At 56.7% G+C, this 26,952-nt stretch carries 23 protein-coding genes, 1 rRNA gene and 1 other RNA gene; 22 read left to right on the top strand and 3 right to left on the bottom strand.

The window, feature by feature from the left end; genetic code table 11:
- Window positions 1-10: 10 nt before the first annotated feature.
- Window positions 11-2,002: a M1 family metallopeptidase gene (locus B5M42_RS14265; RefSeq protein ID WP_230632913.1), complete on the bottom strand. Its 1,992-nt coding sequence runs from the start codon at window positions 2,000-2,002 to the stop codon at window positions 11-13.
- Between the two features lie 384 nt (window positions 2,003-2,386).
- Between B5M42_RS14265 and B5M42_RS14260 the strand changes: the two genes are divergently transcribed.
- On the top strand, window positions 2,387-2,878 hold the full coding sequence (locus B5M42_RS14260) for a YwhD family protein (RefSeq protein ID WP_134749696.1): 492 nt from the start codon (window positions 2,387-2,389) through the stop codon (window positions 2,876-2,878).
- Between the two features lie 205 nt (window positions 2,879-3,083).
- Here the strand turns inward: B5M42_RS14260 and B5M42_RS14255 are convergent, their stop codons facing one another.
- A complete protein-coding gene (locus B5M42_RS14255; protein WP_134749694.1) occupies window positions 3,084-5,171 on the bottom strand; it encodes a transglycosylase domain-containing protein in 2,088 nt (695 codons plus the stop codon).
- 230 nt (window positions 5,172-5,401) lie between these two features.
- On the opposite strand from B5M42_RS14255, the gene speE reads away from it, so the two are divergent.
- From speE to argS, 4 genes are all read left to right on the top strand, one after another.
- Window positions 5,402-6,229 (top strand): polyamine aminopropyltransferase, encoded by an 828-nt coding sequence (speE, locus tag B5M42_RS14250; protein ID WP_134749692.1) that lies wholly within the window; start codon window positions 5,402-5,404, stop codon window positions 6,227-6,229.
- A gap of 153 nt (window positions 6,230-6,382) precedes the next feature.
- Complete coding sequence (gene speB, locus B5M42_RS14245; protein ID WP_134749689.1) at window positions 6,383-7,252, top strand: agmatinase; 870 nt, start codon at window positions 6,383-6,385, stop codon at window positions 7,250-7,252.
- A 624-nt stretch (window positions 7,253-7,876) separates the two neighbouring features.
- Window positions 7,877-8,290: a DUF1934 domain-containing protein gene (locus tag B5M42_RS14240; protein ID WP_134749687.1), complete on the top strand. Its 414-nt coding sequence runs from the start codon at window positions 7,877-7,879 to the stop codon at window positions 8,288-8,290.
- Between the two features lie 36 nt (window positions 8,291-8,326).
- Complete coding sequence (gene argS / locus B5M42_RS14235) at window positions 8,327-10,000, top strand: arginine--tRNA ligase (protein ID WP_134749685.1); 1,674 nt, start codon at window positions 8,327-8,329, stop codon at window positions 9,998-10,000.
- Between the two features lie 158 nt (window positions 10,001-10,158).
- Here the strand turns inward: argS and B5M42_RS14230 are convergent, their stop codons facing one another.
- Window positions 10,159-11,346, bottom strand: a complete 1,188-nt coding sequence (locus tag B5M42_RS14230; protein ID WP_134749683.1) for a S8 family peptidase — start codon at window positions 11,344-11,346, stop codon at window positions 10,159-10,161.
- 692 nt (window positions 11,347-12,038) lie between these two features.
- On the opposite strand from B5M42_RS14230, the gene rpoE reads away from it, so the two are divergent.
- From rpoE to B5M42_RS14145, 17 genes are all read left to right on the top strand, one after another.
- A complete protein-coding gene (gene rpoE / locus B5M42_RS14225; protein ID WP_134749681.1) occupies window positions 12,039-12,617 on the top strand; it encodes a DNA-directed RNA polymerase subunit delta in 579 nt (192 codons plus the stop codon).
- A 268-nt stretch (window positions 12,618-12,885) separates the two neighbouring features.
- Window positions 12,886-14,493 carry a CTP synthase gene (locus B5M42_RS14220; protein WP_134749679.1) on the top strand — a complete coding sequence of 536 codons (1,608 nt, stop codon included), beginning with the start codon at window positions 12,886-12,888 and terminating at the stop codon, window positions 14,491-14,493.
- Window positions 14,494-14,652: 159 nt separating this feature from the next.
- Window positions 14,653-15,045 (top strand): response regulator, encoded by a 393-nt coding sequence (locus B5M42_RS14215; RefSeq protein ID WP_134749678.1) that lies wholly within the window; start codon window positions 14,653-14,655, stop codon window positions 15,043-15,045.
- A gap of 214 nt (window positions 15,046-15,259) precedes the next feature.
- Window positions 15,260-16,114, top strand: a complete 855-nt coding sequence (gene fba / locus B5M42_RS14210) for a class II fructose-1,6-bisphosphate aldolase (RefSeq protein WP_134749676.1) — start codon at window positions 15,260-15,262, stop codon at window positions 16,112-16,114.
- Between the two features lie 143 nt (window positions 16,115-16,257).
- Window positions 16,258-17,517: a UDP-N-acetylglucosamine 1-carboxyvinyltransferase gene (locus B5M42_RS14205; protein ID WP_134750020.1), complete on the top strand. Its 1,260-nt coding sequence runs from the start codon at window positions 16,258-16,260 to the stop codon at window positions 17,515-17,517.
- Window positions 17,518-17,601: 84 nt separating this feature from the next.
- Window positions 17,602-18,888 carry a transcription termination factor Rho gene (gene rho, locus B5M42_RS14200; RefSeq protein WP_134749673.1) on the top strand — a complete coding sequence of 429 codons (1,287 nt, stop codon included), beginning with the start codon at window positions 17,602-17,604 and terminating at the stop codon, window positions 18,886-18,888.
- 18 nt (window positions 18,889-18,906) lie between these two features.
- Window positions 18,907-20,163: a radical SAM protein gene (locus B5M42_RS14195; RefSeq protein WP_134749671.1), complete on the top strand. Its 1,257-nt coding sequence runs from the start codon at window positions 18,907-18,909 to the stop codon at window positions 20,161-20,163.
- Window positions 20,164-20,260: 97 nt separating this feature from the next.
- Window positions 20,261-20,458 (top strand): 50S ribosomal protein L31, encoded by a 198-nt coding sequence (rpmE, locus tag B5M42_RS14190; RefSeq protein ID WP_134749669.1) that lies wholly within the window; start codon window positions 20,261-20,263, stop codon window positions 20,456-20,458.
- Window positions 20,459-20,548: 90 nt separating this feature from the next.
- Complete coding sequence (locus B5M42_RS14185; protein WP_134749667.1) at window positions 20,549-20,968, top strand: hypothetical protein; 420 nt, start codon at window positions 20,549-20,551, stop codon at window positions 20,966-20,968.
- A 48-nt stretch (window positions 20,969-21,016) separates the two neighbouring features.
- An RNA gene (ffs, locus tag B5M42_RS14180) (signal recognition particle sRNA large type) lies at window positions 21,017-21,281 on the top strand.
- A gap of 148 nt (window positions 21,282-21,429) precedes the next feature.
- Window positions 21,430-22,857 (top strand): ATP-binding protein, encoded by a 1,428-nt coding sequence (locus tag B5M42_RS14175; RefSeq protein WP_268999212.1) that lies wholly within the window; start codon window positions 21,430-21,432, stop codon window positions 22,855-22,857.
- Window positions 22,858-22,942: 85 nt separating this feature from the next.
- Entirely contained in the window at window positions 22,943-24,706 is a 1,764-nt protein-coding gene (gene dnaX / locus B5M42_RS14170) for a DNA polymerase III subunit gamma/tau (protein ID WP_134749664.1), read from the top strand.
- Window positions 24,707-24,723: 17 nt separating this feature from the next.
- Window positions 24,724-25,035, top strand: a complete 312-nt coding sequence (locus B5M42_RS14165) for a YbaB/EbfC family nucleoid-associated protein (RefSeq protein ID WP_134749662.1) — start codon at window positions 24,724-24,726, stop codon at window positions 25,033-25,035.
- Between the two features lie 61 nt (window positions 25,036-25,096).
- On the top strand, window positions 25,097-25,693 hold the full coding sequence (recR, locus tag B5M42_RS14160) for a recombination mediator RecR (protein WP_134749660.1): 597 nt from the start codon (window positions 25,097-25,099) through the stop codon (window positions 25,691-25,693).
- Window positions 25,694-25,824: 131 nt separating this feature from the next.
- Window positions 25,825-26,121, top strand: a complete 297-nt coding sequence (locus B5M42_RS14155) for a DUF2508 family protein (protein ID WP_230632911.1) — start codon at window positions 25,825-25,827, stop codon at window positions 26,119-26,121.
- Window positions 26,122-26,127: 6 nt separating this feature from the next.
- On the top strand, window positions 26,128-26,397 hold the full coding sequence (locus tag B5M42_RS14150; protein WP_134749658.1) for a pro-sigmaK processing inhibitor BofA family protein: 270 nt from the start codon (window positions 26,128-26,130) through the stop codon (window positions 26,395-26,397).
- A gap of 344 nt (window positions 26,398-26,741) precedes the next feature.
- A 16S ribosomal RNA gene (locus tag B5M42_RS14145) occupies window positions 26,742-26,952 on the top strand; the annotation flags it as partial.

Raw genomic sequence — 26,952 nt, 5'->3', positions numbered from 1 at the left:
CCTCCTTCGATTACCAGGCGACCCAGCCGAAGACGGTTTGCAGCAGCTGAACCAGACCCAGATTGATGCGCACCTTCCATCGGGGATCAACCTCGGTGCGGAGATAGTTGTTGATATGCTTATTTTCCAGCACGAGCGTATAGTCAGGATCGATGCGCACCCAGTCGACCGGAGCCGTATGGAGCAGCTTGAAATTCATGCTCGTTTCGGCGCCGTTCCACATCTCGTCCTTCGTGGCGTTGTCGGTGAAGTGGAAGCGGACCGGCACGGCCGTTGCGCGTCCGCCGCGCTGGGTGATGCGCACGGTGCTTTCATAGGCGGAAGCTCCGTTCTGCTGGACGGGCTTGACGGTAATGCTGTCGACAGTGTAATCCATCATCATGCCGCCATACACATATTGATTGAAGAAATCGTCCCATTTCGCCTTCGTAACGTCTTCAACGACAGTTTGAAAATCCTTCGTGGACGGGTGCTTGAACTGCCAGCGCTGAAAATACGTCTTGAGAATCCGGCTCATCGTGTCCGGACCGACCTGCTTCTCCATCGCTTTGAGCACCAGCTTGGCGCGCGTATACACATTTTCCGCATATTGGCCGTGACCGCTGTAATCCCAAGCGTTAAGCTGCAACTTGTTCGGCGAGGTGATGTAGCTCGCTTCGACCGGCAGGTTTGGAGAAATGCCGTATTCCGTCTCCATGACCCGGTCCTCGGAATACGAGGTGAAGCCTTCGTCGAGCCAAGCCTCTTCAAATTCGTTGGATGCGACGAGGCCGTACCAGAACTGGTGGCCGATTTCGTGAACGACGACGCGTTCCAGCTCTAGATCCGGCGAGGCGTCGTCAGCGCCCCAAGCGGTGACCAACGTCGGATATTCCATACCGCCCGCACCGTTGCCGCCGGCCGGCGGCACGACAATTGACAAGGTCGAATAAGGGTAGGTTCCATACCACTGGCTGTAGCGAGCGAGCGATTTTTTGGCAGCGTACAAATAACGTTCCTTCAGTTCGGCGTGCTTGGGATCGAGATAAAGCTTGATCTTGACGCCGGGAATTTGCGGCGAAGAGAACGGCTCCTCGTAATAAATGAAGTCCGGCGATGCCGACCAGGCGAAATCATGCACGTCGTCGGCGTAAAACTGATACGTCTTGCGGTCGCCGTCCGTGAACGGCGGCTTCACCGGAAAGCCGGTGGCGGCTACTGTATAGCTGGACGGTACGCGAATCGTGACGTCATAAATGCCGAAATCGGCGTAAAACTCGGAATTGCCGTGATACTGATGAAGATTCCAGCCTTCCGTGGTGCGGCCCCGCGTTCCGGCGGGCTCATAGACGGCGACCTTGGGGAACCACTGGCCGGCCATGACGAAATTGCCCACATAGCCCATCCGGGCAAATACATCCGGCAGCTGAACGAGAAATTCCGTATGGATGGTCACGCTTTCTCCCGGACCTACCGCTTTGGCCAGCGGCAGCTTGAGCAACGTCCGGTCATCCTTGTTGCCGTCGTCGGGCTGCACGAATTCCATGCGCTTGCTAAGGTCTTCGCCTTCCATCTGTTTGACCGACAGCAGCTCGATGCTCCCCGTGCTGGCCTCCTTCGCTTCGTCCTGGCGCAGCTTGCCGCCGGATTCGCGCATAAATGTCGTCTTTCGCGAGGCGAAGGCGTTTGGATACAAGTGCAGATACAGCTCTTGCACCGGCTGGCTGCCGGGGTTTTCCCACGTAATCGTTTGCTGTCCTCTCAATTGCTTCGTGTCAGCGGCGTAATCGACGCTCATGTGATATTCGACGATGCGGCGGCTTAGCGCTTCCGTCTGGCCGATGGAAGCCGCCGGATTCGGCTGCAGCGGCGCAGGCGGCGCAGCTCCAGGCTCCTCCAGCGCCAGAGACGATGCGGGCTGGCCCCCGCCCGGCGCGATCAGCTGGCTCGCCGAGGCGGCGCCTACAGCGAGCAGCAACACGAGCATCCACTGCGCCTTGCGGTTTTTGAACAGAACATTCATGATTTTCACCCCGTTGACAAGCATCTACTCCCGATATATATGTGGACAGCCCGACGATTATTTCTGGAGAACGAAAGAAATTTGGACCCGCTTGCGGGGAGGAGACGGCGATGAAAATTTTTCCGTTTGCTGCAACTAATGGGCGGCTGATCCTGTCAGAGTTAATAAGGAGACTGCCGCAGCGGCGGTGGGATGGGGGCGCTTATGAAAAAGTCGTTTTCCGATACGGTGAAAAGCTACACGGCGCTGCTGGTCGGCCTGGTGCTTCTGGCTCTGGCCGCTGCGGTAGCCATCACGCTGCTGCGTTAGCGCTCTTGTTCTGGCCGCCAACTTTGGCTACAATGAACTAGGAACAGTTCATTTTGGAACGGGAAGGTGTTCGTCATGGAAGAAAACAAGAAGAAGCTGGCGTTTAATATCGTCAGTTCGAACGTTAATCATAAGGGTTTTGGCGCAGGCTCAATCGACTTGAGCAATGTATCGAGCGTGATTATCGACGGCGATAAGGCGTATCTGGACATGGGCGCGCTGCACGCCAAAAGTCAGGTGGAGAAGGGCGTCAAATTCTCCATGAACAAAGAGGACGTGCCGAACGGCCGCCGCTGCTGGATCGTCTGGGTCGCTGTCGACCGGACGGAGGAGGGCGGCAGCTATGCCGGCGTTACCGCATGCGAGATGCTGGTCGATACCGAAGCGAGACGCGGCTGGAAGATTCTCGCCGATCATGTGAACAAAATGGATTACGCGATGAAGCGGCGTTTTATGCTGGAGGGGCTGGACGAAACGGAGAAAGCGGCGCTGCGTCAATGCCTGATCGACCACAACGCCCAGTGGTGGGAACGCTCGGAGGACGTGCTGAAAACAGCGCTTTCCTGAAAATATGGACATTATGTGTCACCCATTGTGAGCCATAGATGAACGGGTTATACTAGACCATAGTGTATGTTACACCATATACTAGGACAGCAAAAAGGCAGACCAAGACGCGCTTGGTTCTGCCTTTTTGTGTTGTCCGGACGCCCTTTCCGATGCCGGCGATTGCGGCTTTGCGACGGAAGGGTGCGGGCCGAAAGCCGCAATGTCAATCATTCCACCAGCGCTTGAGATCCTGCCACCACGAACCGTTTTTCGCTTGCGGGTCGTTCGGAGAAGGGGGAGCGTGAGGCGCTTGGGCGGGTTGCTTTTCCGTGCAATAAACGGTCGGTTCCGTGCCGGCAATGAACGCTTCGAGCCGCCCGTTCGGGCAGTCCTCGTTGGACAGCTTGCCCGTAGCCGGATCGATATACACATTCGCGACGCCTTCGGGAATCGGGAACAGCTTGGGCGGAATGGCGGTCAGCGTGCCTTCAGTAAATTCGGCGAAAATCGGCGAAGCCAGATGCGATTCGACGTTGCTGATTTTCTGGTCCTTGTCGTAGCCGACCCACACAGCGGTCGTCAGCTCCGGCGTAAAGCCGACCATCCACGCGTCGGTATCTGTCGTGCCGGTTTTCCCGGCAATCGGCCGCTTGATGATATTGGCGACGCGGTTGCCGGTGCCGCCTTCCTCGAACACGCTCTCCATCAGGCTGGTCATCACGTAGGCGGTGGCCGGGTCGAGTACTTTTTCGGCGTAGGGCTCATTCTGATACAGCACCTTGCCGCCGGCGTCCTCGATGCGCTCGATGGCAAACGTCCGGGCGTGCACGCCCTGATTGGCAATGGCGCTGAACGCCGACGCCATTTCCAGCGGGCTGACCGGGAACGAGCCGAGCGCCAGCGACGGCAGCGGCTTCATCGGGCTGTCGATGCCCAGCTTGCGCGCCGTCTCGATGACCTTCTCCGGCCCGACCTCCAGAATCGTATGCACGGCGTAGATGTTGTCCGACTTCGAGATCGCCTGACGCATATCGATGAAGTCGTTGACGTACTGGTCGCCGAAATTGCGCGGCGTATACGTCTGGCGGCCGTTGTCATAGGTGAAGACGGTCGGCTCGCTTTTGACGCGGGTGACCGGGGTGAAGCCGTTTTGCAGCGCCGTCATATAGACGAGCGGCTTAAACGACGAGCCGGGCTGGCGCGTATTGGACAATACGCGGTTGAACTGGTTCTCGGCGTAATCGCGGCCGCCAACCATCGCCTTGATCGCGCCGGTGCGCGGATCGATGGCGACGAGCGCCGCTTGAATGTCGGGCGTGTCGGCGAGCTGCTTGGTCACGGCCTGCTCAGCGGTTTGCTGGGCGTCCAGATCCAGCGTCGTGTATACCTTGATGCCGCCCTGATCGAACTGCTCCTCGGAGATGCCCAGCTTGTCGATGGCGACGGCGCGGACGTAATCGCGGAAATACGGCGCGGCGGCCGGTTTCTTTTTGCCCAAGGGCTGAATGTTCAGCTTTTCCTTGGCTGCGGCGTCGGCGGCTTCCTGGGTGATGAACCCGCTGCGCACCATCGTCTGCAGCACGACCTTTTGCCGGTCGAGCGAATTTTGCAAGTCGTAGTAAGGCGAGTAGTAGCGTGGTCCTTTGGGCACACCGGCGACCAGCGCGCTTTCCGCCAGCGTCAGCTCGCTGGCATGCTTGCCGAAAAACAGCTGCGAAGCCATCTCGATGCCATATGTCGAGTGGCCGTAATAGATCTGGTTCAAATAATCCTGTAAAATTTCGTCCTTGCTCATCTGCAGCTCCATCTGCACGGCGTAGACGGTCTCCTGGATTTTGCGCGTCCAGGTGCGGTCGTGGGTCAAATACAGGTTGCGCGCCAGCTGCTGCGTGATCGTCCCGGCGCCCTGCACCTTGGACATGTGCTCCAGATTGACGAGCGCCGCCCGGGCCACGCCCTTGACGTCGACGCCGAAATGACTGTAGAAATGCTGGTCTTCGACGGCCAGCGTCGCTTTGATCAGGAAGGGCGAGATGTCCTTGAGCTTTACGATCTGCCGGTTTTGGCCGGTGTAGAACGAATCGATCAGCTCGCCGTGCGCATCGAACATTTGCGAGGTCTGGAGCATTTGCGTCACGGGCAGCGTCTGGGCGCGCAGGTACAGCAGCCCGGCTCCCAGCGCCACCAGCAGTACAATGAAGGAAGAGAACAGGAAAGAGACCGTTTTTTTGAGCCGGCGCAGCTTGCGGATGGCGGGCGCCTCCTGATCGTCGGACGGGCGTCCGGACGAACGTTTCCCGGAATCGGCCATAGCGAGTCCCCCTTTCTTATTTTGAGGTCAAAAAAGCCGCTATTCTCCAGTATGGAAAAGGTTGGCTTCCTCTATTCAAACGGGGGCGGACAATTGTAAATTTTTTTCATAAAGCCGCAAAAATCCTAGGAAAACATTGCTTTTTGGGGGCAATGGACTATAATACAATTTGTGTGCGTAGAGGATCGAGCAAATCATGACAATATAGACAAAGAAAAGAGGCATCGACAATGGATTTATGGTATACGGAGAAGCAGACGGAGAGCTACGGCATCACCGCGAAAATTAAAGAGACATACGTCCGCGAGCAGACGGATTTTCAAGACCTGGCCATGATCGAAACCGATGAATGGGGCACGATGCTCACGCTGGACGGCATGGTGATGACGACGGACCGCGACGAGTTCGTCTATCATGAAATGGTGGCGCATCCGGCGCTGGTCACGCATCCGAATCCGCAGCATGTGCTGGTGGTCGGCGGCGGCGACGGCGGGGTAATCCGCGAAGTGATGAAGCATCCTAAGGTCGAAAAAGCGGTGCTGGTCGACATCGACGGCAAAGTCATTGAGTATTCGAAAAAATATTTGCCGCAAATCGCCGGCGAGCTGGACAACCCTCGCGTTGAGGTCATTGTCAACGACGGCTACATGCATATTCACGATCATAAAAACACGTACGACGTCATTATGGTCGATTCCACCGAGCCGGTCGGCCCTGCGGTCGAGCTGTTCTCCAAAGGCTTCTATCAAGGCATCTTCGATGCGCTGAAGGAAGACGGCATTTTCGTGGCGCAAACGGACAACCCGTGGTTCAAGGCGGATCTGATCCGCACGGTTAACCGTGATGTGAAGGAAATTTTCCCGATTGTCCGCGTGTACAGCGCCAACATTCCGACGTACCCAAGCGGTCTGTGGACCTTTACGATGGGCAGCAAAAAATACGATCCGCTCCAGGTCGACGAAGCGGCGATTCCCGACTTCCCGACCAAGTATTACACGCCGCGTCTGCACAAAGCCGCTTTCGTGCTGCCGCGTTTTGTGGAAGACCTGGTGAAGTAATTGTTGATGAAAATAAGCTGCCCGCGGCCGGTGCGGTCCGGGGAAAATTCGGATGCAAAGGCGATCGCTAGCGCAGCTTCGACTCCATACCGGCTCTCCGGCGGCTTTTCATCAAACTATTGCAGTGAATATATATAAAAGGATGTGTGACGCTTGCGTTTCGATGAAGCTTACTCCGGCAATGTGTTTATTGCCAGCTCGCAGGACTATGCCGCTTCCCGTGCGGTCATTTACGGCATGCCGATGGATTACACGGTCAGCTTCCGCCCTGGCTCGCGCTTCGGCCCGACCCGCATCCGCGAGGTGTCGATCGGTTTGGAGGAATACAGCCCCTATCTGGATAAAAGTCTGGCCGATATTTCGTACTTCGACGCCGGCGATCTGCCGCTGCCGTTCGGTAACGCAGGCCGCGCGCTGGAAGTGATCGGCGAATATGTCAAGGGCCTGCTGGCCGACGGCAAGTTCCCGCTCGGTCTTGGCGGCGAGCATCTGGTGTCGTGGCCGGTCATTCGCGAGGTGTACGCGAAGTACCCGGACCTGGCGATCGTGCATTTCGACGCCCACGCCGATCTGCGCGAGCAATACGAGGGCGAGCCGCTGTCGCACTCCACGCCGCTGCGCAAAGCTGCCGAGCTGATCGGCGGAAAAAACGTGTACCAGTTCGGCATTCGTTCCGGTACGCGCGAGGAGTTCCAATATGCGCGCGAGCACCTGAACCTGTACCCGTTTGAGGTGCTGGAGCCGCTGCGCAAGGTGCTGCCGGAGCTGGCCGGCCGCCCTGTGTATTTGACCATCGACATCGACGTGCTCGATCCGTCGGCAGCGCCCGGCACGGGCACGGCCGAAGCTGGAGGCATTACGTCGAAGGAACTGCTGGCGGCCGTTCACGCGATTGCCGCTTCCGACGTGAACGTGGTCGGGGCCGATGTCGTCGAGGTTGCGCCGGTGTACGATCCGTCCGAGCAGACGCAAATCGTGGCGTCCAAGCTGGTGCGCGAGATTCTGCTTGGCTTGGTGAAGTAAGCGCTGTTTGGCGAAATTCATAGGTGAACGAGAAACGGGTCTTGGCCGACGGCGGCTGGGCCCGTTTTGTTGTGTAAGCGGGGGCTGCCGCGGCTCAGCGGAGCATGCGGCACGGGTTGGTGGTCGGACTGACGCCGTACGCCCGGCGCCGCGCTCCGGGAGTCGCGCCGCTCGGTGCGGAACTGCCGATGGAGCTTAGGGCGAACTGACGGCTGGTGTCGTGTCGGCGGGTTGCTGGCCGTTCGATGGCTGATTGCTGGAAGGCTGCAGGAAGGTTGCTGGAAGGTTGCTGGAAGGGTTGCTGGAAGACTGTTGGAGGGTTGCTGGAAGGCTGCAGGAAGGTTGCGGGAAAGTTGCTGGAGGGCTACTGGAGGGTTGCTGGAAGACTGCTGGAAGATTTCCGGCCGTTTGCCGCATTGCCGGCAGTTGGAAGGGCGATTGCCGGATTGTCGACCGTCGGCTGTCGGATGGCGGTTCCCCGGCAGCGGGTCGCTTTTTTACCGATTGAATTCAAGCTTGCGATATTATAAACTATAAGCTAACTTGCCTGATGCTGGAATCAGGCTGATCCGCACGCGTGCCGGGTTTGTCCCGGCAACGCTGCCGACAAGGGAGGCGAAGCCGATGACGACGCCCAAAAGCAAGGTGCGCATTCGTCTTGAAAGCCGAAGCGATACGGACAAGTCCGTGCAAGGCTACGAGGGCGATCTGTATATAAAAGGGGCTCATGTTTACGTCCGTTACGAGGAGCCGCTTGGCGAGCAGGGGCGAACCGCTACGCTGATCAAGCTGGAGCGGCGCGAGCTGCGCATTGTCCGGCAAGGCGATGTGCAGGCGGAGCAAACGTTTGTGGCCGGAGAGAAACGGGTAGGCTTTTATCAAAACGAGCACGGCCGTATGGAGCTGGAAATGCACACGCACGCACTGGAGAATGCGCTGGAGATGGGCTTGGGCACGGTGCGCTGGAGCTACGACTTATATGTAGCGGGAGAACCTGCGGGACTGTTCCGGGTTCAACTGTCGATCGAGGAAGCCTGAGCCGCTCAGCGGCCGGGCGAAGAGGGGGAGCTGGGTATGGATATTTTGCAGGAAATGAAATCGAAGGTGAAAGAGGCGCTGGCCGAAGCGGCGGTGGCTGCGGGGATTGTGACGGCCGAGCAGGTGCCCGATATTACGCTGGAGGTGCCCAAGGAGAAGGCGCACGGCGACTTGGCGACGAATCTGGCCATGCAGTTGACACGTATCGCCAAGACGAATCCGCGGCAGATTGCCGAACAACTGATTGCTCATCTGAATAAAGAGAAGGTGTACATATCGGGAGCGGACATTGCCGGGCCGGGCTTTATCAACTTCCGACTGGACAAAAGCTACCTGTACCCCGTGATCGGCGAGGTGCTGGCGCAGGGTGCCGACTATGGCCGCGTGAATGTCGGACAAGGGCTGAAGGTGCAGGTCGAATTCGTTAGCGCCAATCCGACGGGCTCGCTGCATCTGGGGCATGCCCGCGGCGCAGCGGTTGGCGATGCGCTGTGCAATGTGCTGACGCTGGCCGGCTACGACGTTTCGCGCGAATATTACATTAACGATGCCGGTAACCAGGTGCTGAATCTGGCCAAATCGATTGAAGCGCGTTATTTGCAGGCGTTGGGCCGTGACGCGCAAATGCCCGAGGACGGCTATTACGGCGAGGATATCAAGCAGTTTGCCGCCGAGCTGGCTGCGGAAGAGGGCGACCGGCTGACCGGCTTGCCGGACGAGGAGCGGCTGGCTTACTTCCGCCGCTACGGGCTGGACAAGGAGCTGGACAAGATCAAGCGCGATCTGGGCCGCTTTGGCGTAAGCTTTGATCACTGGTTCTCGGAGACATCGATTTACGAGGATGAGCTGATTCCCGGCGTGCTGGAGGAACTGCGGAGCAAGGGCCATATTTATGAAGAAGAAGGCGCGACCTGGCTGCGCACGACGCCGCTCGGCGACGACAAGGACCGCGTGCTGATCAAGAACGACGGCTCGTTTACGTACTTGACGCCGGATATCGCGTATCACCGCAACAAGTTCCAGCGCGGCTTTGACCGGCTGATCAATATTTGGGGCGCGGACCACCACGGCTACATCCCGCGGATGAAGGCGGCGATGACGGCGCTTGGCTACGAGGCGGACAAGCTCGTCGTGCTGATTGCGCAAATGGTCAGCCTGTTCCAGAACGGGGAGAAGGTCAAGATGTCCAAGCGGACCGGCAAAGCGGTCACGATGGAGGACCTGATGGACGAGGTCGGCGTCGACCCGATCCGCTATTTCTTTACGATGCGGAGCATGGATTCGCATCTGGATTTCGACATGGATCTCGCGGTTTCGCAGTCCAACGAGAATCCGGTGTTTTATGTGCAGTATGCGCATGCGCGCATCTGCAGCATTTTCCGGCAGGCCGAGGAGATGGGCATTGCCGTGGGTGATCTGGCGCAGCAGGATTTCTCCCGCCTGAACGTCGAGGCGGAATTCGATTTGCTGCGCAAGATGGGCGAGCTGCCGGAGGAGGTCGCCGTGGCGGCCGAGCAGTATGCGCCGCATCGGCTCATCCGCTATGTGTATGAGCTGGCGAGCCAATTCCACAGCTACTACAAAGCCGAGCGCGTCATCACCGACGACGCCGCGCAAACCCGGGCGCGCCTTGCGCTCCTGCAGGCGCTGCGCACCGTCATCGCCAACGTGCTGCGCCTCGTTGGCGTCTCGGCGCCCGAGCGCATGTAGCGCGCTCGGCGCCCGCCCGCGCGCCGCTCAGCGGGGCGCGCGCGTAAGATCCGCTGCGCCCGGTCGAGCGCAGCGCGCAGCCAACGCCGCCCGCCAAGCCCGGCGGCGCCAATCTCGCCGCCCGCTCAGCGGGGCGGCAGCACAAAGCCGCGACGTTTCTATACGTCGCGGCTTTTCAGCGCGCTCAGCGCACGCCGGGCATTGAGCTGCCCGGGCTTCCAGCGCGCGCTGGAGCTTTTGCCAAGCGCGCTGGCGGTGCGCTTGAGCAGCTTTTTGATCTGAGCGGGACGGAGGCCGCCGTTGACCGACAGCATCAGCGCGATGACGCCGCTGACATGTGCAGTTGCCATCGACGTCCCGCTCAGCTCGTTGTACTTGCCGTGCAGCCACGCGGAATAAATCCGCTCGCCCGGCGCGTACAAGTCGATGCGCCGCCCGCGATTGCTGAACGGCGCAATCCGGTTCGAGCGCGTCGTCGCGCCGACGGCCAGCGTCTGCGGGAAGCGGGCCGGGTAGTCGACGACGGTCCGCTTGCCGTCGTTGCCGGACGAAGCGACGATGATTTTGCCGGCGTTGTAGGCGCGCAGCACGGCTTGCTCCAGCGCACGGCTGTAGGTCTTCATACCGAAGCTCATGTTAATGACGTCGAGATCCTGATCGACGCACCAAAGAATGCCGGCGATGATGTCCGAGACGTAAGCGCTGCCGTTATGATCGAACGCCTTGACCGGGTGGATCAGCGCCTTGGGCGCGACGCCGATGATGCCGCCGCCGCGGCTGGAGGCAGCGATCGTACCCGCGATATGCGTGCCGTGCCCGTTGTCGTCGAAGGGCAGGTAGGCGCGATGCACCAGGTTGATTCCGTTGGCGATCGAATGGCGCAGATCAGGGTGATTGTAATCGATCCCGGTATCGATGACGCCGACGCGCACGCGCTGGCCGACCGACCGGCTCCATGCTTCCGGTGCCTGAATATGGCCAATCCCCCAAGGAACAATCGGCGTGGGCGCGCCGGAGCGCCCGATGGAGGATGCCGGTCGATTTTCGGTCATGCGCCGGACTCGCACCGGGAGATCGTCTTCGACCTCCAGCCCCCACGCCTCCTGCAATCGGTCGGCGGCAAGGTCGCTGAGCATGCAGGAGAAGCCCCGGATGAGGTCCAGCTCGCGAACCGGCCTCGCCGATAGCCGGGCCAGCACAGGCTTCAGCCGCCGCAGCCCGGCTCGACACGCCGCGTAGTCGCGCGAGGAGCGGAAGCGCACGATGTGCCGTTTGGCGGAACCGGGGGCGCCTCCGGCAAGTCCGACCTCGTCATGTAGCCATTGCAGGAAAGCGGCCGTGCGCATGCGTGCATTCCCCCTACAACTGAATATGGATTCCTTCCCAATGTATGAGCGGACGGGCATCGCGGACCGTGTCATCGCCTTTTTCCAAATAAATAGGTGCGCGGCCGTGTCACTTGGACGGTATCGACATACGATGAAGAGAGAAGCCGATTAGGCGTTTCTCATGTGCAAGGCGGGCCCTCCGGAGGAGCGGATGTCCGCAGGATACAGTCGCGGGCGAAGGGGGACCTTCGCCTGTTTTTCATGCGCGCGCCGCCGCTGCGGATTTCACGCAGGCCGCTAAGGTCTGTAGAGGGGAGTCGTTTCGCCGTCGCGCCGCCGTTCGCATTGCCTACTTGTCTGTGACAGCCCAGATGCGCCCCTCGTCATCCGCTCTGCCCCCCGCTCGCCCCAGCAGCGCCCCCATCGTTGGCTTTGCCCCTCGCTCGCCCCAGCAGCGCCCCTCATCGTTCGCTCTGCCCCTCGCTCGCTCGGAAGCGCCCCTCGCCATTCGTCTGCCTGGCACTCACTCGAGAAGCGCTCCCCGCCGTTCGCTCTTGCCCTCACTCGCCCGGAAGCGATCCGCCCCGCCCGCCGCGCCGCGCGCTCCTACGCCGCTTCCCGTTAGTTGCGCGGGGAGAGTTGCTTTTTTAGAAAAAATAGGTTTTACTTAATGAAGAACTTGTGACGATGGTCGAAGGGATGTGCCTTAGATGGGTAGCGAATACACACTCAAAATTTCCGCAGAACAAGCGCGCGAAATGCCGATGGTGGATTTGGCGTTCGAAGTGCTGAAATCGGCGAACACGCCGTTTTACTATCGAGATCTGATGATGGAAATTGCCAAAATTAAAGGGTTGTCCGAGCAGGATGTCATGCAGGTGATCGCCCAGCTATATACGGAAATCAACATTGACGGCCGCTTTGCCTGCGTAGGCACCAACCTGTGGGGGCTCAAGCGCTGGTATCCGGTCGAGAAGTCCGAAGACGCAATGAGCAACTCCAAGCGTCCGCGGATCATCAACGACGAAGACGACGATCTCGACGACGAGGACGTATTCGCCGAGGAAGAAGAAGTGTACGACGAAGAGGAAGACTACGATGCGTTCGACGGCGACGCTGAAGACTTCGAAGCCGAAGAGGAAGCGGAAGAAGACGCTGAATTTTTCGAAGACGAAGAGATGGAAGATGAGGACTTGGAAGAGGGCGGCGACGAAGAATCGGGCGAAGAGGAAGACGATCTCGACGATGCGGCAGAAGACGCCGATCTGGACGACGACGACGATAAATAACTTGTCTTGACAGCGCCTAGCCGTTCAGAGTAAACTATTGCATGGGCTTCAAAAGAAACATAACAAATCGCGTATGCGTTCGAAAAGTGCCCCGTCACTACGGGTGTCACTTTTTTTGTTTTTAGGCTCGATTTTCTGCGGCGTACCGCTGGAGGAGCGACCGGAGAACAGATCACCTCGCAACCGCACACCGGCTTCTTCGGGACAAGCTCAACCGCGCTAACGTCGTCAGCTTTGCTGGCAAAAAACTCTTAGGAGGCTTACATACATGACAAAGTATATTTTCGTTACGGGAGGCGTCGTATCGTCGCTCGGGAAGGGGATTACGGCAGCTTCGCTGGGCCGGCTGCTCAAGAACCGCGGACTCAAGGTGACCATCCAGAAGTTCGACCCGTACATCAACGTCGACCCGGGGACGATGAGCCCTTACCAGCACGGCGAGGTGTTCGTTACGGACGATGGTGCCGAAACGGACCTGGATTTGGGCCACTACGAACGTTTTATCGATATCAACCTGTCCAAAAACTCCAACGTGACGACGGGCAAAGTGTACTCCTCGGTCATCACCAAGGAACGTCGCGGCGAATACCTCGGCGGTACGGTGCAGGTCATTCCGCACATCACCAACGAAATTAAAGATCGCGTGCTGCGCGCCGGACGCGAAGCACAGTCGGACGTTGTCATCACCGAGATCGGCGGCACGGTCGGCGATATCGAAAGCTTGCCGTTCCTTGAAGCGATTCGTCAGATGAAGAACGATATCGGACGGGAAAACGTCATGTATATCCATGTGACGCTCATACCTTATATCAAGGCGGCCGGCGAAGTGAAAACCAAGCCGACCCAGCACAGCGTCAAGGAGCTGCGCAGTCTTGGCATTCAGCCGCACGTGATCGTCTGCCGCACCGAATATTCGTTGACCGAGGACATGAAGCGCAAAATCGCGCTGTTCTGCGACATCGACCCGGGAGCGGTCGTCGAGTGCAAGGACGCCGAAACGCTGTATGAAGTGCCGATGATGCTGCGCGAGCAGGGGCTGGACGACTACGTCATCAACCACCTCAAGCTGACAACGCCTTTGGCCGAGCCGGACATGACTGAGTGGGAAAACCTTGTGCACAAGGTCAAGAACCTTCAGCACAAAACCGAAATTGCCATCGTCGGCAAATACGTCGCGCTGCATGACGCTTATCTGAGCATCGTCGAAGCGCTCGGTCACGCCGGGATCGACAACGATTCCGAGGTGGAGATTCGCTGGGTCAACGCTGAAGAAGTATACGACCATAACGTAGATGAGCTGCTGAGCGGCGTCCAGGGCATTCTCGTGCCCGGCGGCTTTGGCGATCGCGGCATCGAAGGCAAGGTGTCGGCGATCCGTTACGCGCGCGAGAAGAACATTCCGTTCTTCGGCATTTGTCTGGGCATGCAGGTGGCCGTCATTGAATTTGCCCGTTCCGTCGTCAAGCTGCACGGCGCGAACAGCTCGGAGATCAATCCGTCGACCGCGTATCCGATCATCGACCTGCTGCCGGAGCAGAAGGATATCGAGAATCTGGGCGGCACGATGCGTCTGGGACTGTATCCTTGCAAAATGGCGCCGGGTTCGCTTGCTGCACAGTGCTACAACGACGAGTTGGTGTACGAGAGACATCGCCATCGCTATGAGTTCAATAACGAATACCGCGAAATGATCGAATCGGCGGGCATGCGCTTCTCCGGTACGTCGCCGGACGGCCGTCTGATCGAAATGATCGAAATTCCAGGGCATCCGTGGTTCCTCGCCGTGCAATTCCACCCCGAATTCACGTCGCGCCCGAATCGCCCGCAACCGCTGTTCCGCGAATTCGTCAAAGCCGCACGCAAGCTCGCTCATTGAGCGGCTGCGGCTGGGACGTGAAGCCTGAAAGCAACTTTTTTGTAAAACTCTTCAATATAACCGGAATTCCGGCAGGAAATTGCCGTCACGTAGCGAATTTATAAACATTCATAGAAATTGTGGGGGGCTCGTTATTTCGTTATCGGGAGGGACCGGTTTATGAAAAAGAAAGTATTGATCGTGGATGATCAGAATGGAATTCGCGTCTTGCTGATGGAGGTCTTCAGCAATGAAGGCTATGACACGTATCAAGCCGCCAACGGCAAGCTGGCGCTGGAGATCGTGAAGAACGCCTCGCCGGACCTCGTACTGCTGGATATGAAGATTCCCGGCATGGACGGACTGGATATTTTGAAGCACGTCAAGGCGATCGATCCGTCGATCAAAGTCATCATGATGACGGCATACGGAGAGCTTGATATGATTAAGGAAGCGACCGATCTGGGCGCCATCATGCACTTTACGAAGCCGTTTGATATTGACGAGCTGCGCGTGGCGGTTAACAAGCAGCTGAATAACGAATCCAGCAGCGGTTTTGCCATAGGATCCTAGATGTAGGGTCCTTTTTTTGTAAAGGCCGGCCTTGTTTTTCGCCGGAGCTCCTGCCGTCGGCGTGCTGAGCCGGGGGTGGGATTTTTGTGTGTTTTATCACCAAAAAGAACGTAGGCTTGGTTATCAATTGAAAATATATGTGCTATAATAGCTCAGTGTGACAAAGAACGGTATCCCGATACCTTATAAACATCATCCTAGGAGGAAAAGAAACATGCCATTGGTTTCAATGAACGAGTTTTTGCCTAAAGCAAAAGCCAACAAATTCGCCGTAGGTCAATTCAACATGAACAATCTGGAGTTCGCGCAAGCGATCGTCGAAGCAGCGATGGAGCTGAAATCGCCATTTATTTACGGAGTCAGCGAAGGCGCTCTGAAATATATGGGTATTGAGTTCACTGTTGCGATCGCCGAAGCGGCTGCCAAGAAATCCGGCTTGCCGATTGCGCTGCACCTCGACCACGGCAGCTCCTTCGAAGTGGCGATGAAATGTATCCGCGCCGGCTTCAGCTCCGTTATGTTCGACGGCTCGCATTACTCGTTCGAAGAGAACATCCGCTTGACGAAAGAAGTCGTGAAAGCTGCGCGCGCAATGGGCGTTTCCGTTGAAGGCGAGCTGGGCACGATCGGCGGCGTGGAAGACGACATCAGCGTGGACGAAGAACATGCCAACCTGGCGAAGCCGGAAGAAGCCATCCGCTTCTACGAAGAAACCGGCGTAGATTGCTTGGCCATCGCCGTAGGTACGGCGCACGGCATGTATGCCGGCGAGCCAAACATCCATTTCGACATCATCGAGCAAGTGTCCAAAGCGATTCCGGTTCCAGTCGTTCTGCACGGCGGCTCCGGCGTACCGGACGAAATGATCCGCAAATCGATTGCAGCCGGCGTTGGCAAAATCAACGTGAACACCGAGAACCAAGTCGCTTGCACCGAATCGATCCGCGAAGTGCTCAACAAAGACGCGAAAGTCTACGATCCTCGCAAATATCTCACCCCTGCCCGCAAAGCCATGGTCGACGTGGTTAAATCCAAAATCGAATTGTTCGGAAGCAGCAATCAAGCTTAATTTCAATCGTATAGCTCTTGTGGGAAATGCATCGTGCCGATGCGTTTCCCTCTTCTGTTTTGTTCATGGGAAGCTTTTTTTGAGGGACAACTGTGCTCGGATATCGGCATGGATGCGCTGATGTAGGGGGAAAACTGTAAATGTTGGAAAAATTGATGGTTGTCGGAGGGCGTCCGCTGCGCGGAACCGTGCAGATCAGCGGCGCCAAGAACAGCGCAGTTGCTCTGGTTCCGGCTGCAATTTTGGCGGAAACGCCTGTAACGTTGGATAATCTGCCGCATCTGAGCGATGTGGCTATATATAAAGAAATCATTACCGAGCTGGGCGGCGTTGTGGATTGGGAAGAAGATCGGATGACGATCGACCCCAGCCAGATGAAGCCGATTCCCATGCCGAACGGCAAGGTTAAGAAGCTGCGTGCCTCCTATTATTTGATGGGGGCCATGCTCGGACGCTTCGGCGAAGCGACGATCGGCTTGCCGGGCGGCTGCAATTTCGAACCGCGGCCGATTGACCAGCACATCAAGGGCTTTGAAGCGCTGGGCGCTGTGGTCAGCAACGAGAACGGCGCGCTCAAAATTCGCGCCAAGGAGCTGCGCGGCGCCAAGATTTACCTGGATATGGTCAGCGTAGGCGCAACCATCAACATTATGTTGGCTGCTTCGCGGGCCAAAGGCTCCACCCTGATTGAAAACGCGGCTAAAGAGCCTGAAATCATAGATGTAGCTACGCTCTTGAACTCCATGGGCGCCAGAATCAAAGGAGCCGGCACGGAAACGATCCGCATCGAAGGCGTCGACGCGATGCACGGCTGCCGCCATTCGATCATTCCCGACCGCATTCAGGCCGGTACGTACATGATTGCCGCTGCCGCTACGCGCGGCGACGTCACTGTAGATAACGTCATTCCCAAGCACATGGAGGCGTTGACGGCCAAGCTTCAGGAAATGGGTGTACATATTTACGAGATGGACGAATCGATTCGCGTCGTCGGACAGCCGGAATATCAGAGCGTTGACGTCAAAGCGCTGGTCTATCCGGGGTTTGCTACGGACCTGCAATCTCCGATGTCCAGTCTGCTGTGTCAAGCGCGCGGCGTTAGCATTTTGACCGATTATGTATACAGCAATCGCTTCAAGCATATTCCCGAGCTCGTGCGCATGGGCGCCAAGGTGAAGGTAGAGGGCCGCTCGGCGATTATCGAAGGCGGACCGCTCAGCTCGGCCAAAGTGAAGGCTACGGATCTGCGCGCCGGAGCGGCGCTGGTGATTGCCGGGCTGACCGTAGCGACTGGCGGTGTGACAGAGGTATCAGGCGTCGAATTTATTGATAGAGGCTACGAGAATCTCGTATTCAATCTGTCGGCGCTAGGCGCGGAAGTTTGGCGCGAACGCGAGGAATAAAGATGGGTCCGGCAGGCAATGCTGGCTAACATATCTTTTAAGACTGGCTTGTTGAAAATTTAATAGTTTGGTGGTTGAATCATTATGAGTTTGCAATTGGCTGAGCTTGAAGCGTTAAAGCTTACGGAATTATATAAGCTCGCAAAAAAACATCAGATCCCGTACTACGGACAGCTGAAAAAGAAAGAATTGATCTTTGCGATCCTGCGCGCTCAGGCGGAAGAAAGCGGACTGATGTTTATGCAGGGCGTGCTGGAAATTCTGCAAGAGGGCTTCGGCTTTCTGCGACCTATCAACTACTTGCCAAGCGCCGAGGATATTTATATTTCCGCGTCGCAAATTCGCAAGTTTGACCTGCGCTCAGGCGATGTGGTGTCGGGCAAGTGCCGGCCGCCGAAGGAAAACGAGCGGTATTTTGGTCTTTTGCAGGTTGAAGCCGTTAATGGCGAGAAGCCTGAAACGGCCTCCGAACGCTTGCATTTCCCGGCGCTGACTCCGCTTTATCCACAAACCCGCATCACACTCGAAACGGCTCCCAACAAGCTGTCTACCCGCATTATGGACCTGTTGGCGCCTGTGGGCCTCGGCCAGCGCGGTTTGATCGTCGCTCCCCCGAAAGCAGGCAAGACGTTGCTGCTCAAGGAAATCGCTAACAGCATTGCCACCAATTATCCCGATATCGAATTATTCGTGCTGCTGATCGACGAACGCCCTGAGGAGGTCACGGATATGCAGCGCTCGGTCAAGGGCGAGGTTGTCGCTTCGACGTTCGACGAGCTGCCGGAGAATCATATCAAGGTTGCCGAGCTGGTGCTGGAGCGCGCGATGCGTCTTGTCGAGCACAAAAAAGACGTCGTGATTTTGCTGGATAGCATCACGCGGCTGGCACGTGCGTATAACCTCGTCGTGCCGCCAACCGGCCGCACGCTGTCTGGCGGTATCGATCCGGGCGCGTTTCACCGGCCTAAGCGCTTCTTCGGCGCAGCCCGCAACATCGAAGAAGGTGGCAGCTTGACGATCCTTGCCACCGCTTTGGTCGAAACAGGCTCGCGCATGGACGACGTCATCTATGAAGAATTCAAGGGAACGGGCAATCTCGAGCTGCATCTGGATCGAAGAATGGCCGAACGCCGCATCTTCCCTGCTATCGACATCCGCCGCTCCGGCACGCGCCGCGAAGAAGCGCTGTTGTCGAAGGAGGAGCTGGAGAAGGTGTGGGCGTTGCGCAAAGGCATGAACGATTCTCACGAATATACCGAAGCTTTCATCAAAAAATTGGCGGAAGCCAAAACCAATCAGGAGTTTTTGGAGTCGCTTGATTCGCCTGCAGCCGTTACCGGCAAAGGCAAGGTCAAGAACTCTGCATCGTAAGCTCAAAGGAGTGCCCTTATGAATCTGGTTTATGCGGACGAGCAAGGCAACGTGTACGACCATCCCGACTACTTCGCGCTCGGTCGAAATGCGGAAATGATTACGGAAATACTGGACGAGGAGCTGATTCCGCTGCCGGAGGGAGCAACGCTCGTCAGCCTGCCGTTTACCCGGCCTGTCGGCTTCGATGCAGCAACCGGCGAGATGAAGCTGGTGGAAGGCGCCTATCAGGCGGTCGGAGCGCTGCTGCCGCAAGGCTTTACCCGGCTGCTGCTGCCCGGTTATATCAAAGCGGACAAAACCAAGGTGTTGCCGCTGTTCGGTTATACCGCCGTCGTCTGGAAGGACAACGGCTTTTATGTCGCTGCCCGGCAAAGCGACGATCCTTATTACTGGAACCCGGTCAATTGCGACCCGGATGAGCTGGAGGTCGCTGTCGACCGGCTGAAGGCCAAATACCCGGACAACCGGCTATACGCCCATTTGTCCAAATGCGCGCTGGAATACGAATGCCTGACAGCTTCCAATACCTTCCTCCAACGTTGGGAAGGCGCTGTGCCGGTTTCCTATTCGTGCAACGCCGGCTGCTTCGGCTGCATTTCCGAGCAGCCGGAGGACAGCGGCTTTCCCGCCCCGCAGACGCGGATGAACTTCAAGCCGAATGTGGAAGAGCTCGTGCAAATCATGCTGGAGCATCTGCAGACGCCGCAAAGCGTGATCAGCTTCGGACAAGGCTGCGAAGGCGAGCCCAGCACGCAAGCCGCGCTGATCATCGAAGCGATCAAGCGGGTGCGCGCCGTCACCTCGACCGGCTATATCAATATCAATACAAACGCAGGCTTGACCGACCATATTCGCGGCATCGTCGACGCGGGCCTGAATCTGATGCGCGTCAGTACGATCAGCGCATTGGACGATCATTATAACGCCTATTACAAGCCGCGTGCCTATACGCTCAAAAACGTCGAGAAATCGCTGCGTTACGCGAGCGATCAAGGCGTGATTACTTCGATCAATTACCTCGTTTTCCCCGGTGTGACAGACCGCGAGGAAGAGATCGAAGCGATGATCGATTTCGTCCGCCGTACCGGCCTGCGGCTCATTCAGCTGCGCAATTTGAACATCGATCCGGAAAGCTATTTGAACCTGATTCCGAAAGCGCGGGGCGAATTGCTCGGCATGAAGCAGATGATCGAGATTTTCCAGGAAGAATTGCCAGAGGTTGTGATCGGCTCATATACGCATACACCGGATTTCTTTGCCGGACGCGTATAGATATTGCATGCTTCCGAACAACCTGATATAATCGTAACATGCGTCCATTTAACTCTGTTTCAGCAAATGATTCAGGGCAGAAAGAGGTGAACCAGACATGAAAGAGGCGATCCATCCTACTTATCATGTAACCACTGTAACTTGTGCATGTGGAAACACATTTGAGACAGGCTCCATCAAGCAAAACCTCCGCGTAGAGATTTGCTCGAACTGCCACCCGTTCTACACCGGGAAACAGAAGTTCATTGATGCAGGCGGCCGTGTCGACAAGTTCAAAAAGAAATACGGCATCTAATTGGCATGAATTGCTGCTGTGCCAATCGGCATAAGACAACCTCCCCGAGCCATCCTAAGCGTATGCTTAAAGGCCAAGGGAGGTGTTTTTATGTTTCATCGCACGTGGAAGCTAGCGTTGCTGGCAGCAGCCTTGACAGCTGCATCCGGCTGCGGGGCCGCTTCGTCGGGCTTCGGTGCAGCAAGCGGCTCGGGCAATTCGGTTAAGGCCAAGCAAGCGTATCCGCAGGACGGCTATATGGGCTTGACCAGCGTCAACCCGAATAATCCGCTCGATCCCACCTATCATCATTACCGCGACGATACCGACCTGATGAAAGCAGTGTTGGCGCAGCTGAACGGCATTGCCGATTCCAGGATTGTGCTGAACGGGCCGGTGGCCAGCGTCCGCATTACGCCCAAGCCGGAGCTGACGCCGGCGCAGGTCGAGGATTTGCGCACCCAGGTCAAGCTGGCGTTGAACACCAATATGCCGCGGTATACGATCAAGGTAGTCATGAATGGCAGGTAATTTTGCCCGGGTTGCTATTTGAACGGCTATCGGCTATACTTAGTTTTGCCGTGCTAGACGGGGAGGTAGCGGTGCCCTGTAACCCGCAATCCGCTGTAGCGGGGTTGAATTCCTGTTTAGAGGTACTGTGATGTAAGGTCTGGCTTCTACACGTGGTGTTGAGAGTCGGGTCCTTCGCAATGAATGCTCGTGAACCCGGTCAGGTCCGGAAGGAAGCAGCCGTAAGCGAGATGTTTCATGTGCCGAGGGGTTGCCTGATTTGAGCTAACGATAGGGGTTCGCTTGTATCATTTTATCAATAGCAGGTGCACGGTTTACATAGCATACATGGGAAACGTCGATTCGACGTTTTTTTCTTTTTTCCAATAGAAGGAAATTCCTTTCCCTGAAGAGAATTTAAAGCCATAAGTCAAAAGATGAGCATATACGCGGTGGTTGGGTTAGGAGGGAGTGCTGTGGAGTTGTCGAAACGTGACTTGGACCCCATACAGGTGTCCATGCAGGATGTACGCAGGCTGCTGGACCAGATCTCGCAGGAGCATGTGCTGATCGTGGACGAGCGGGAGCGCATCGTTCATGCGAACGAGCGGGTCCAAAGCTTTACGGGCTATGCAGCAGAAGAGTTGGCCGGGGTGCCGCTGGGCGACGTTTTCAAGGTGGCTGCGCCGCTGCCGGAGCTGTATGCGGGGTATTTTGGAGCAGGGACGCCGGCGGGACAGTGGCCCGGAGGGGTGTTGTTTACGAAGGATGGCGAAGGTGTGCTTTACCACTTCACAATGGTGCAGCTTGGTCGCGCCGAGTATGCGCTGATGCTGCTTGATCAAGCGGGTGCGGCTCAGCCTAATTTGCTCCAGCGTTTTTCCGATGCTTTCCTCAAAGACGTCAATCTGGGCGTGATGCTGATCAGTCCGTCCTACAGGCTCGTCGATATCAGCGACATGGCTTGTCGGGTATTGGGGCTGGAACGGAGCGGCATCTTGAACAAATCGCTGGAAGACGTATTTGCCGGTGTTCCGACTCAGCATCAGTTCGTGCAAAGGTCGATTTTGAATGGCGTCGTCGTACGCAACCATGCGGTATCCTGGACGAAAAATCACGAGCGCTACGAGCTGCTGCTGGATTCGAACGTGCTCAGGGACGGCGGCGGGAGCATTGTCGGTGCGTATGTCATTTTTAAAGACGTTACGAATCTCCGTTCTCTGGAGGAAATGGTCCAGCGCAGCGACCGGCTGGCGATGATCGGTCAGATTGCCGCAGGCACAGCGCACGAAATCCGCAATCCGCTGACCTCCATCAAAGGCTTTCTTCAGGTGCTGCGCAGTACGTTTGAAACGAAGGGCATGGAAAAAGAAAAAGGCTATACCGAAGTGATGCTGACGGAGATTACGCGGATTAATGAGCTGGTGAACGAATTTTTGCTGCTGAGCAAGCCCAAGCACGTTACTTATGAAGCGGTCGACGTTTCGGCGGTGCTGCGGGGGATTTTGCCAATTATCAATAACGAAGCGATCTTATACAAGGTCCATTTGCAATATGAAGCGTGCTTTCATCTGCCGGAGGTCATAGCCGATCAGGAGCTGCTCAAGCAGGTTTTTCTCAATATCAGCAAAAACGGCATCGAAGCCATGACAGACGGGGGGACATTGACGATTACGGAAAAAATCGATCCGGTCGAGCGCTACGTGAATATCGACATCCATGATACCGGACCTGGCATACCGATGTTTGTCATCGATAAAATATTCGATCCGTTCTTCACGACCAAGGACAACGGCACCGGACTCGGTTTATCCGTCTGTCAGCGAATCATTCACGACATGGGCGGAGGCATTCGCGTAGCGTCCAAGGGCTTCGGGACGACATTCACGATCAGCATCCCGTACCCGTGAACCGTGAACATTTGTTTTAACGCGGGAACGGTTTATAGTATAATAAATTCAATAATTCGCTCACGGAATTATTGGAGAGGACATTATGGCACATATTGCATTATACCGGACATGGAGATCGCAGACGTTCCGCGAGGTGGTCGGGCAATCGCACATCACCCGTACGCTGCAAAATTCATTGCGAGAACATCGCCTGTCGCACGCTTATTTGTTCAACGGTCCCCGGGGAACGGGTAAGACGAGCACGGCCAAAATATTGGCGAAAGCCGTCAACTGCCTGAACGGCCCTGCGGAAGAGCCTTGCAATGTTTGCTCGGCTTGCGAGCGGATCACCGAAGGCTCGGTGATGGACGTGGTCGAAATTGACGCCGCTTCCAACCGCGGGGTCGAGGAAATTCGCGATATTCGCGACAAGGTGAAATACGCGCCGACGGAAGTCAGGCAAAAGGTGTACATCATCGACGAAGTCCATATGCTGACAACCGAGGCGTTTAATGCTTTGCTCAAAACGTTGGAGGAACCGCCGGCGCACGTCATGTTCATTCTGGCCACGACCGAGCCGCACAAAATTCCCGCGACCATTTTGTCGCGCTGCCAGCGGTTTGACTTCCGCCGCGTTTCGATGGAGGAGCAGGTGCAGCGGCTGCGCTACGTGTGCGAGCAGGAACGCATCGATGTCGACGACGAAGCGCTGCATTATATCGCCCGCCTGTCCGACGGCGGGATGCGCGATGCGCTGAGTCTGCTCGATCAGGCGGCTTCATTCGCTACCGGCGCGGTGCGGCTGGGCGATATTCTGGCGATTACCGGCGGCGTCGCGGCGGATCAGTTCGCGCGGCTTGTCGGCGCCATCCGCCGCAAGGAGCTCGGCGAAGCGCTGGAGCTGATCGACCGTTTCATGCAAGAGGGCAAAAGCGCCGACAAGTGCATGGAAAGCTTGATCGATTACTTCCGCGATCTGCTGATGGTGCGCATGGTGCCGAATTCGCCCGCCGTGACCGAGCGGATGTACGACCTGGAGCAGCAGCGCGAGGTGGCGGGGCAATTTACGCCGGGCGACATGATGGCGTATATTGAAACGCTCAACCGCTATCACAGCGAGATGAAATATTCGGCCCAGCCGCAGACGTTGCTGGAGATCGCCGTCATGCGCATCTGCGGCGATACCGGCTCCGCCGGGGCATCGGCCCCCACCGGCGATCAACCGGCTGCTGCCGCAGCGTCGGCCAGCCGCGGGGGCGCTTCGGGCGAGCTCGTGGCCCAGCTGACTGCGCGGCTGCAGCAGCTTGAAGAGCAGGTCGCCCGGCTGGTAAAATCGGGAGTAGCGGCATCCGCTCCCGATTCAGGCCGCTCCGCCGCTCCGCAGCGGAGCCCGCTCGCCGCCGCGCCGGTCAAGAAGTCCGGCGTGAAGCTGGACGCCTATCTGCAGGCGGCCGGCGGCACGGACACGAAAGCGGCGCTCATGAAATGGAGCGCCGTGCTCGGCACCGTCAAAGAACGCAAGATTACCGTTCATGCTTGGTTTGTCAACGGCGAGCTTGTCGCTTGTCATGAAGACGTCGTGTTGGTTGCTTTTAAGAATGAGATGCACCGCAATACGACGGAGAAGCCGGAGAACAAGCAGCTGATCGAGCAGGTGTTGTCCAGCGTACTCGGCAAGCCCTATCGGCTGATTACCGTTATGCGCAAGGAGTGGGATGACGCCCAGCAGAAGGCTGCGTCCGCGCCCAGTGAAGAGCTGAAGCTGGAGCATGAAGAGGTTGCCGGCAGTGCGCCCAAGGAAGAGTGGATTTCGGAAGCGATCCAACTGTTCGGCGAGGACTTGGTTGTAATCAAAGAAGATGAATAGAAGAGGAGCCATCAATCATGAATAACATGAATCAAATGATGAAGCAAGTCAAGAAAATGCAAGAGCAAATGATGAAGGTGCAAGAGGAACTGGGAACCAAATCGATCGAAGGCTCTGCTGGCGGCGGCGTAGTTACGGTAACCGTCAACGGTCACAAAAAATTGCAAAATATCGTCATCAAACCGGAAGCCGTCGATCCGGAGGACGTGGAAATGCTGCAGGACCTTATTTTGACTGCGGTGAATGACGCGATGGCCAAAGCGGAAGAATTGGCCAACAAAGATATGGGCAAATTTACAGGTGGCATGAACATCCCCGGCCTGTTCTAGTATTTTTCGTCGCATTGGGCAGCGTCAGCTTCTATTTTAAAAGCATAAAGGAGAACGTCCGTTGCATTACCCCGAACCGATTGCCAAACTTATCGACGCATTTTCCCGTTTGCCCGGGGTAGGTCCCAAAACTGCCGGCCGGCTCGCCTTCCATGTGCTGCGGATGAAGGAAGACGACGTGCTCGATTTTGCCAAAGCGCTCGTCAACGTGAAGCGCAATTTGCATTATTGCTCTGTTTGCTGCAATATCACCGATATTGACCCATGTCGGATCTGTCAGGATAAAAGCCGCGACGCCTCTGTCATTTGCGTGGTTCAGGAGCCTAAGGATCTCGTCGCAATGGAGCGGACCAAGGAATTCGCCGGTTATTACCATGTGCTTCACGGCGCGATCTCGCCGATGGAGGGGATCGGGCCCGATCAGATTCACATTGCCGAGCTGTTGAAGCGGCTGAGCGATGAGCAGGTGCAGGAGCTGATTCTGGCAACGAATCCGAACATCGAAGGCGAAGCAACCGCCATGTACTTGTCACGACTGGTCAAGCCGTTTGGCTTGCGGGTGACGCGCATCGCTCACGGCTTGCCGGTGGGCGGAGATTTGGAATACGCCGATGAAGTCACGTTGACCAAGGCGCTTGAGGGTCGGCGCGAGCTCTAAGCGATAGCAGCAAATCCAGGGAAGGGCCGAGCGGCTCTTCTTTTTTTATGGCAGATTACGGTTCTAAGCCTTCCTCTTGCTCAATACAATAAATTAGCCGTGAGCAAAGGGCGAAAGGGAGGCGTTGAACTGTGAAACCGGTATGGAATTGGGACTGGCTGCATACGCGCTGGCTGCAGAAAGCGGCCTTGCAGGAGCAACGGGAAGCATTGGCGCAGGACAAGCAGCAGCTTATCGGTGAGATCAAGAAATCGCATCAGGAATGGATTGCGGCGCAGGCTCACTTTGAATTTGCGCTGGACAAGGATCAGATCGATTATGCGATCTACGCGCTGGAAGCGGCTGAAAAACGTTATGAAATGCTGCTCAAGCAAGCCAAGCAATTACAGATCAATCTGCGCGATACCGCCATGCAAAAGGAGGCCTAGCTTACGATGGATGTAAAGCTTGTCATGTGGGGGATGCTGATCTTGTCCTCGGTGTTTTTGGCGATTCTGCTGGTGCGTAATCGGCGTCTTGGACGCTGGTTGATGAGGGCGGGCGTCAATGCCGTCGTTGCGGCGTTTTTGTTGTACGGGTTGAATCTGCTGAGCGGATATACCCATCTGGAGATTCCGGTGAATGCGTCGACAATGGCCACAGTGACCGTGCTGGGGGTGCCGGGCTTGATGCTGCTGGCCGGACTCAAGGTCGTTTTGTTATAAATGATGGGAATGAAAAAACGGGTTGACTTGGCCTATGGCCCTGTGCTATCTTATAAAAGTCGCCGCTAAAAAGCGACAGCAACGGAGCGGAAAAATGAGCCGACAAGTGAAAAATGAAGGCGAAAAACTTCCGGTTGCAAAACGAAATTGAATGTGGTACATTAGATTCTGCTGTCGCAAGATGGCGAAGAAGATGAACCGAAATTGCTCTTTGAAAACTGAACAACGAGTGAAGAAGCACAACGGTCGCGCAAGCGGCCACAACAAGAGATTGCAAAATCTCGCTAGCAGTAAATTTTGAGCTATTTGAGCTTAACAATAACGGACAAGCGATTGTCCACACCTTATTGGAGAGTTTGATCCTGGCTCAGGACGAACGCTGGCGGCGTGCCTAATACATGCAAGTCGAGCGGATTCTTTCCTTCGGGAAAGGGTTAGCGGCGGACGGGTGAGTAACACGTAGGCAACCTGCCCTTGAGATCGGGATAACTATCGGAAACGATAGCTAAGACCGGATAGCTGGTCTCTCTGCATGGAGAGATCATGAAACACGGA

The sequence above is a fragment of the Paenibacillus athensensis genome, from assembly GCF_004514475.2.
Taxonomy (GTDB): domain Bacteria; phylum Bacillota; class Bacilli; order Paenibacillales; family NBRC-103111; genus Paenibacillus_AL; species Paenibacillus_AL athensensis.
This window is presented reverse-complemented; position numbering and strand designations above follow the sequence as displayed.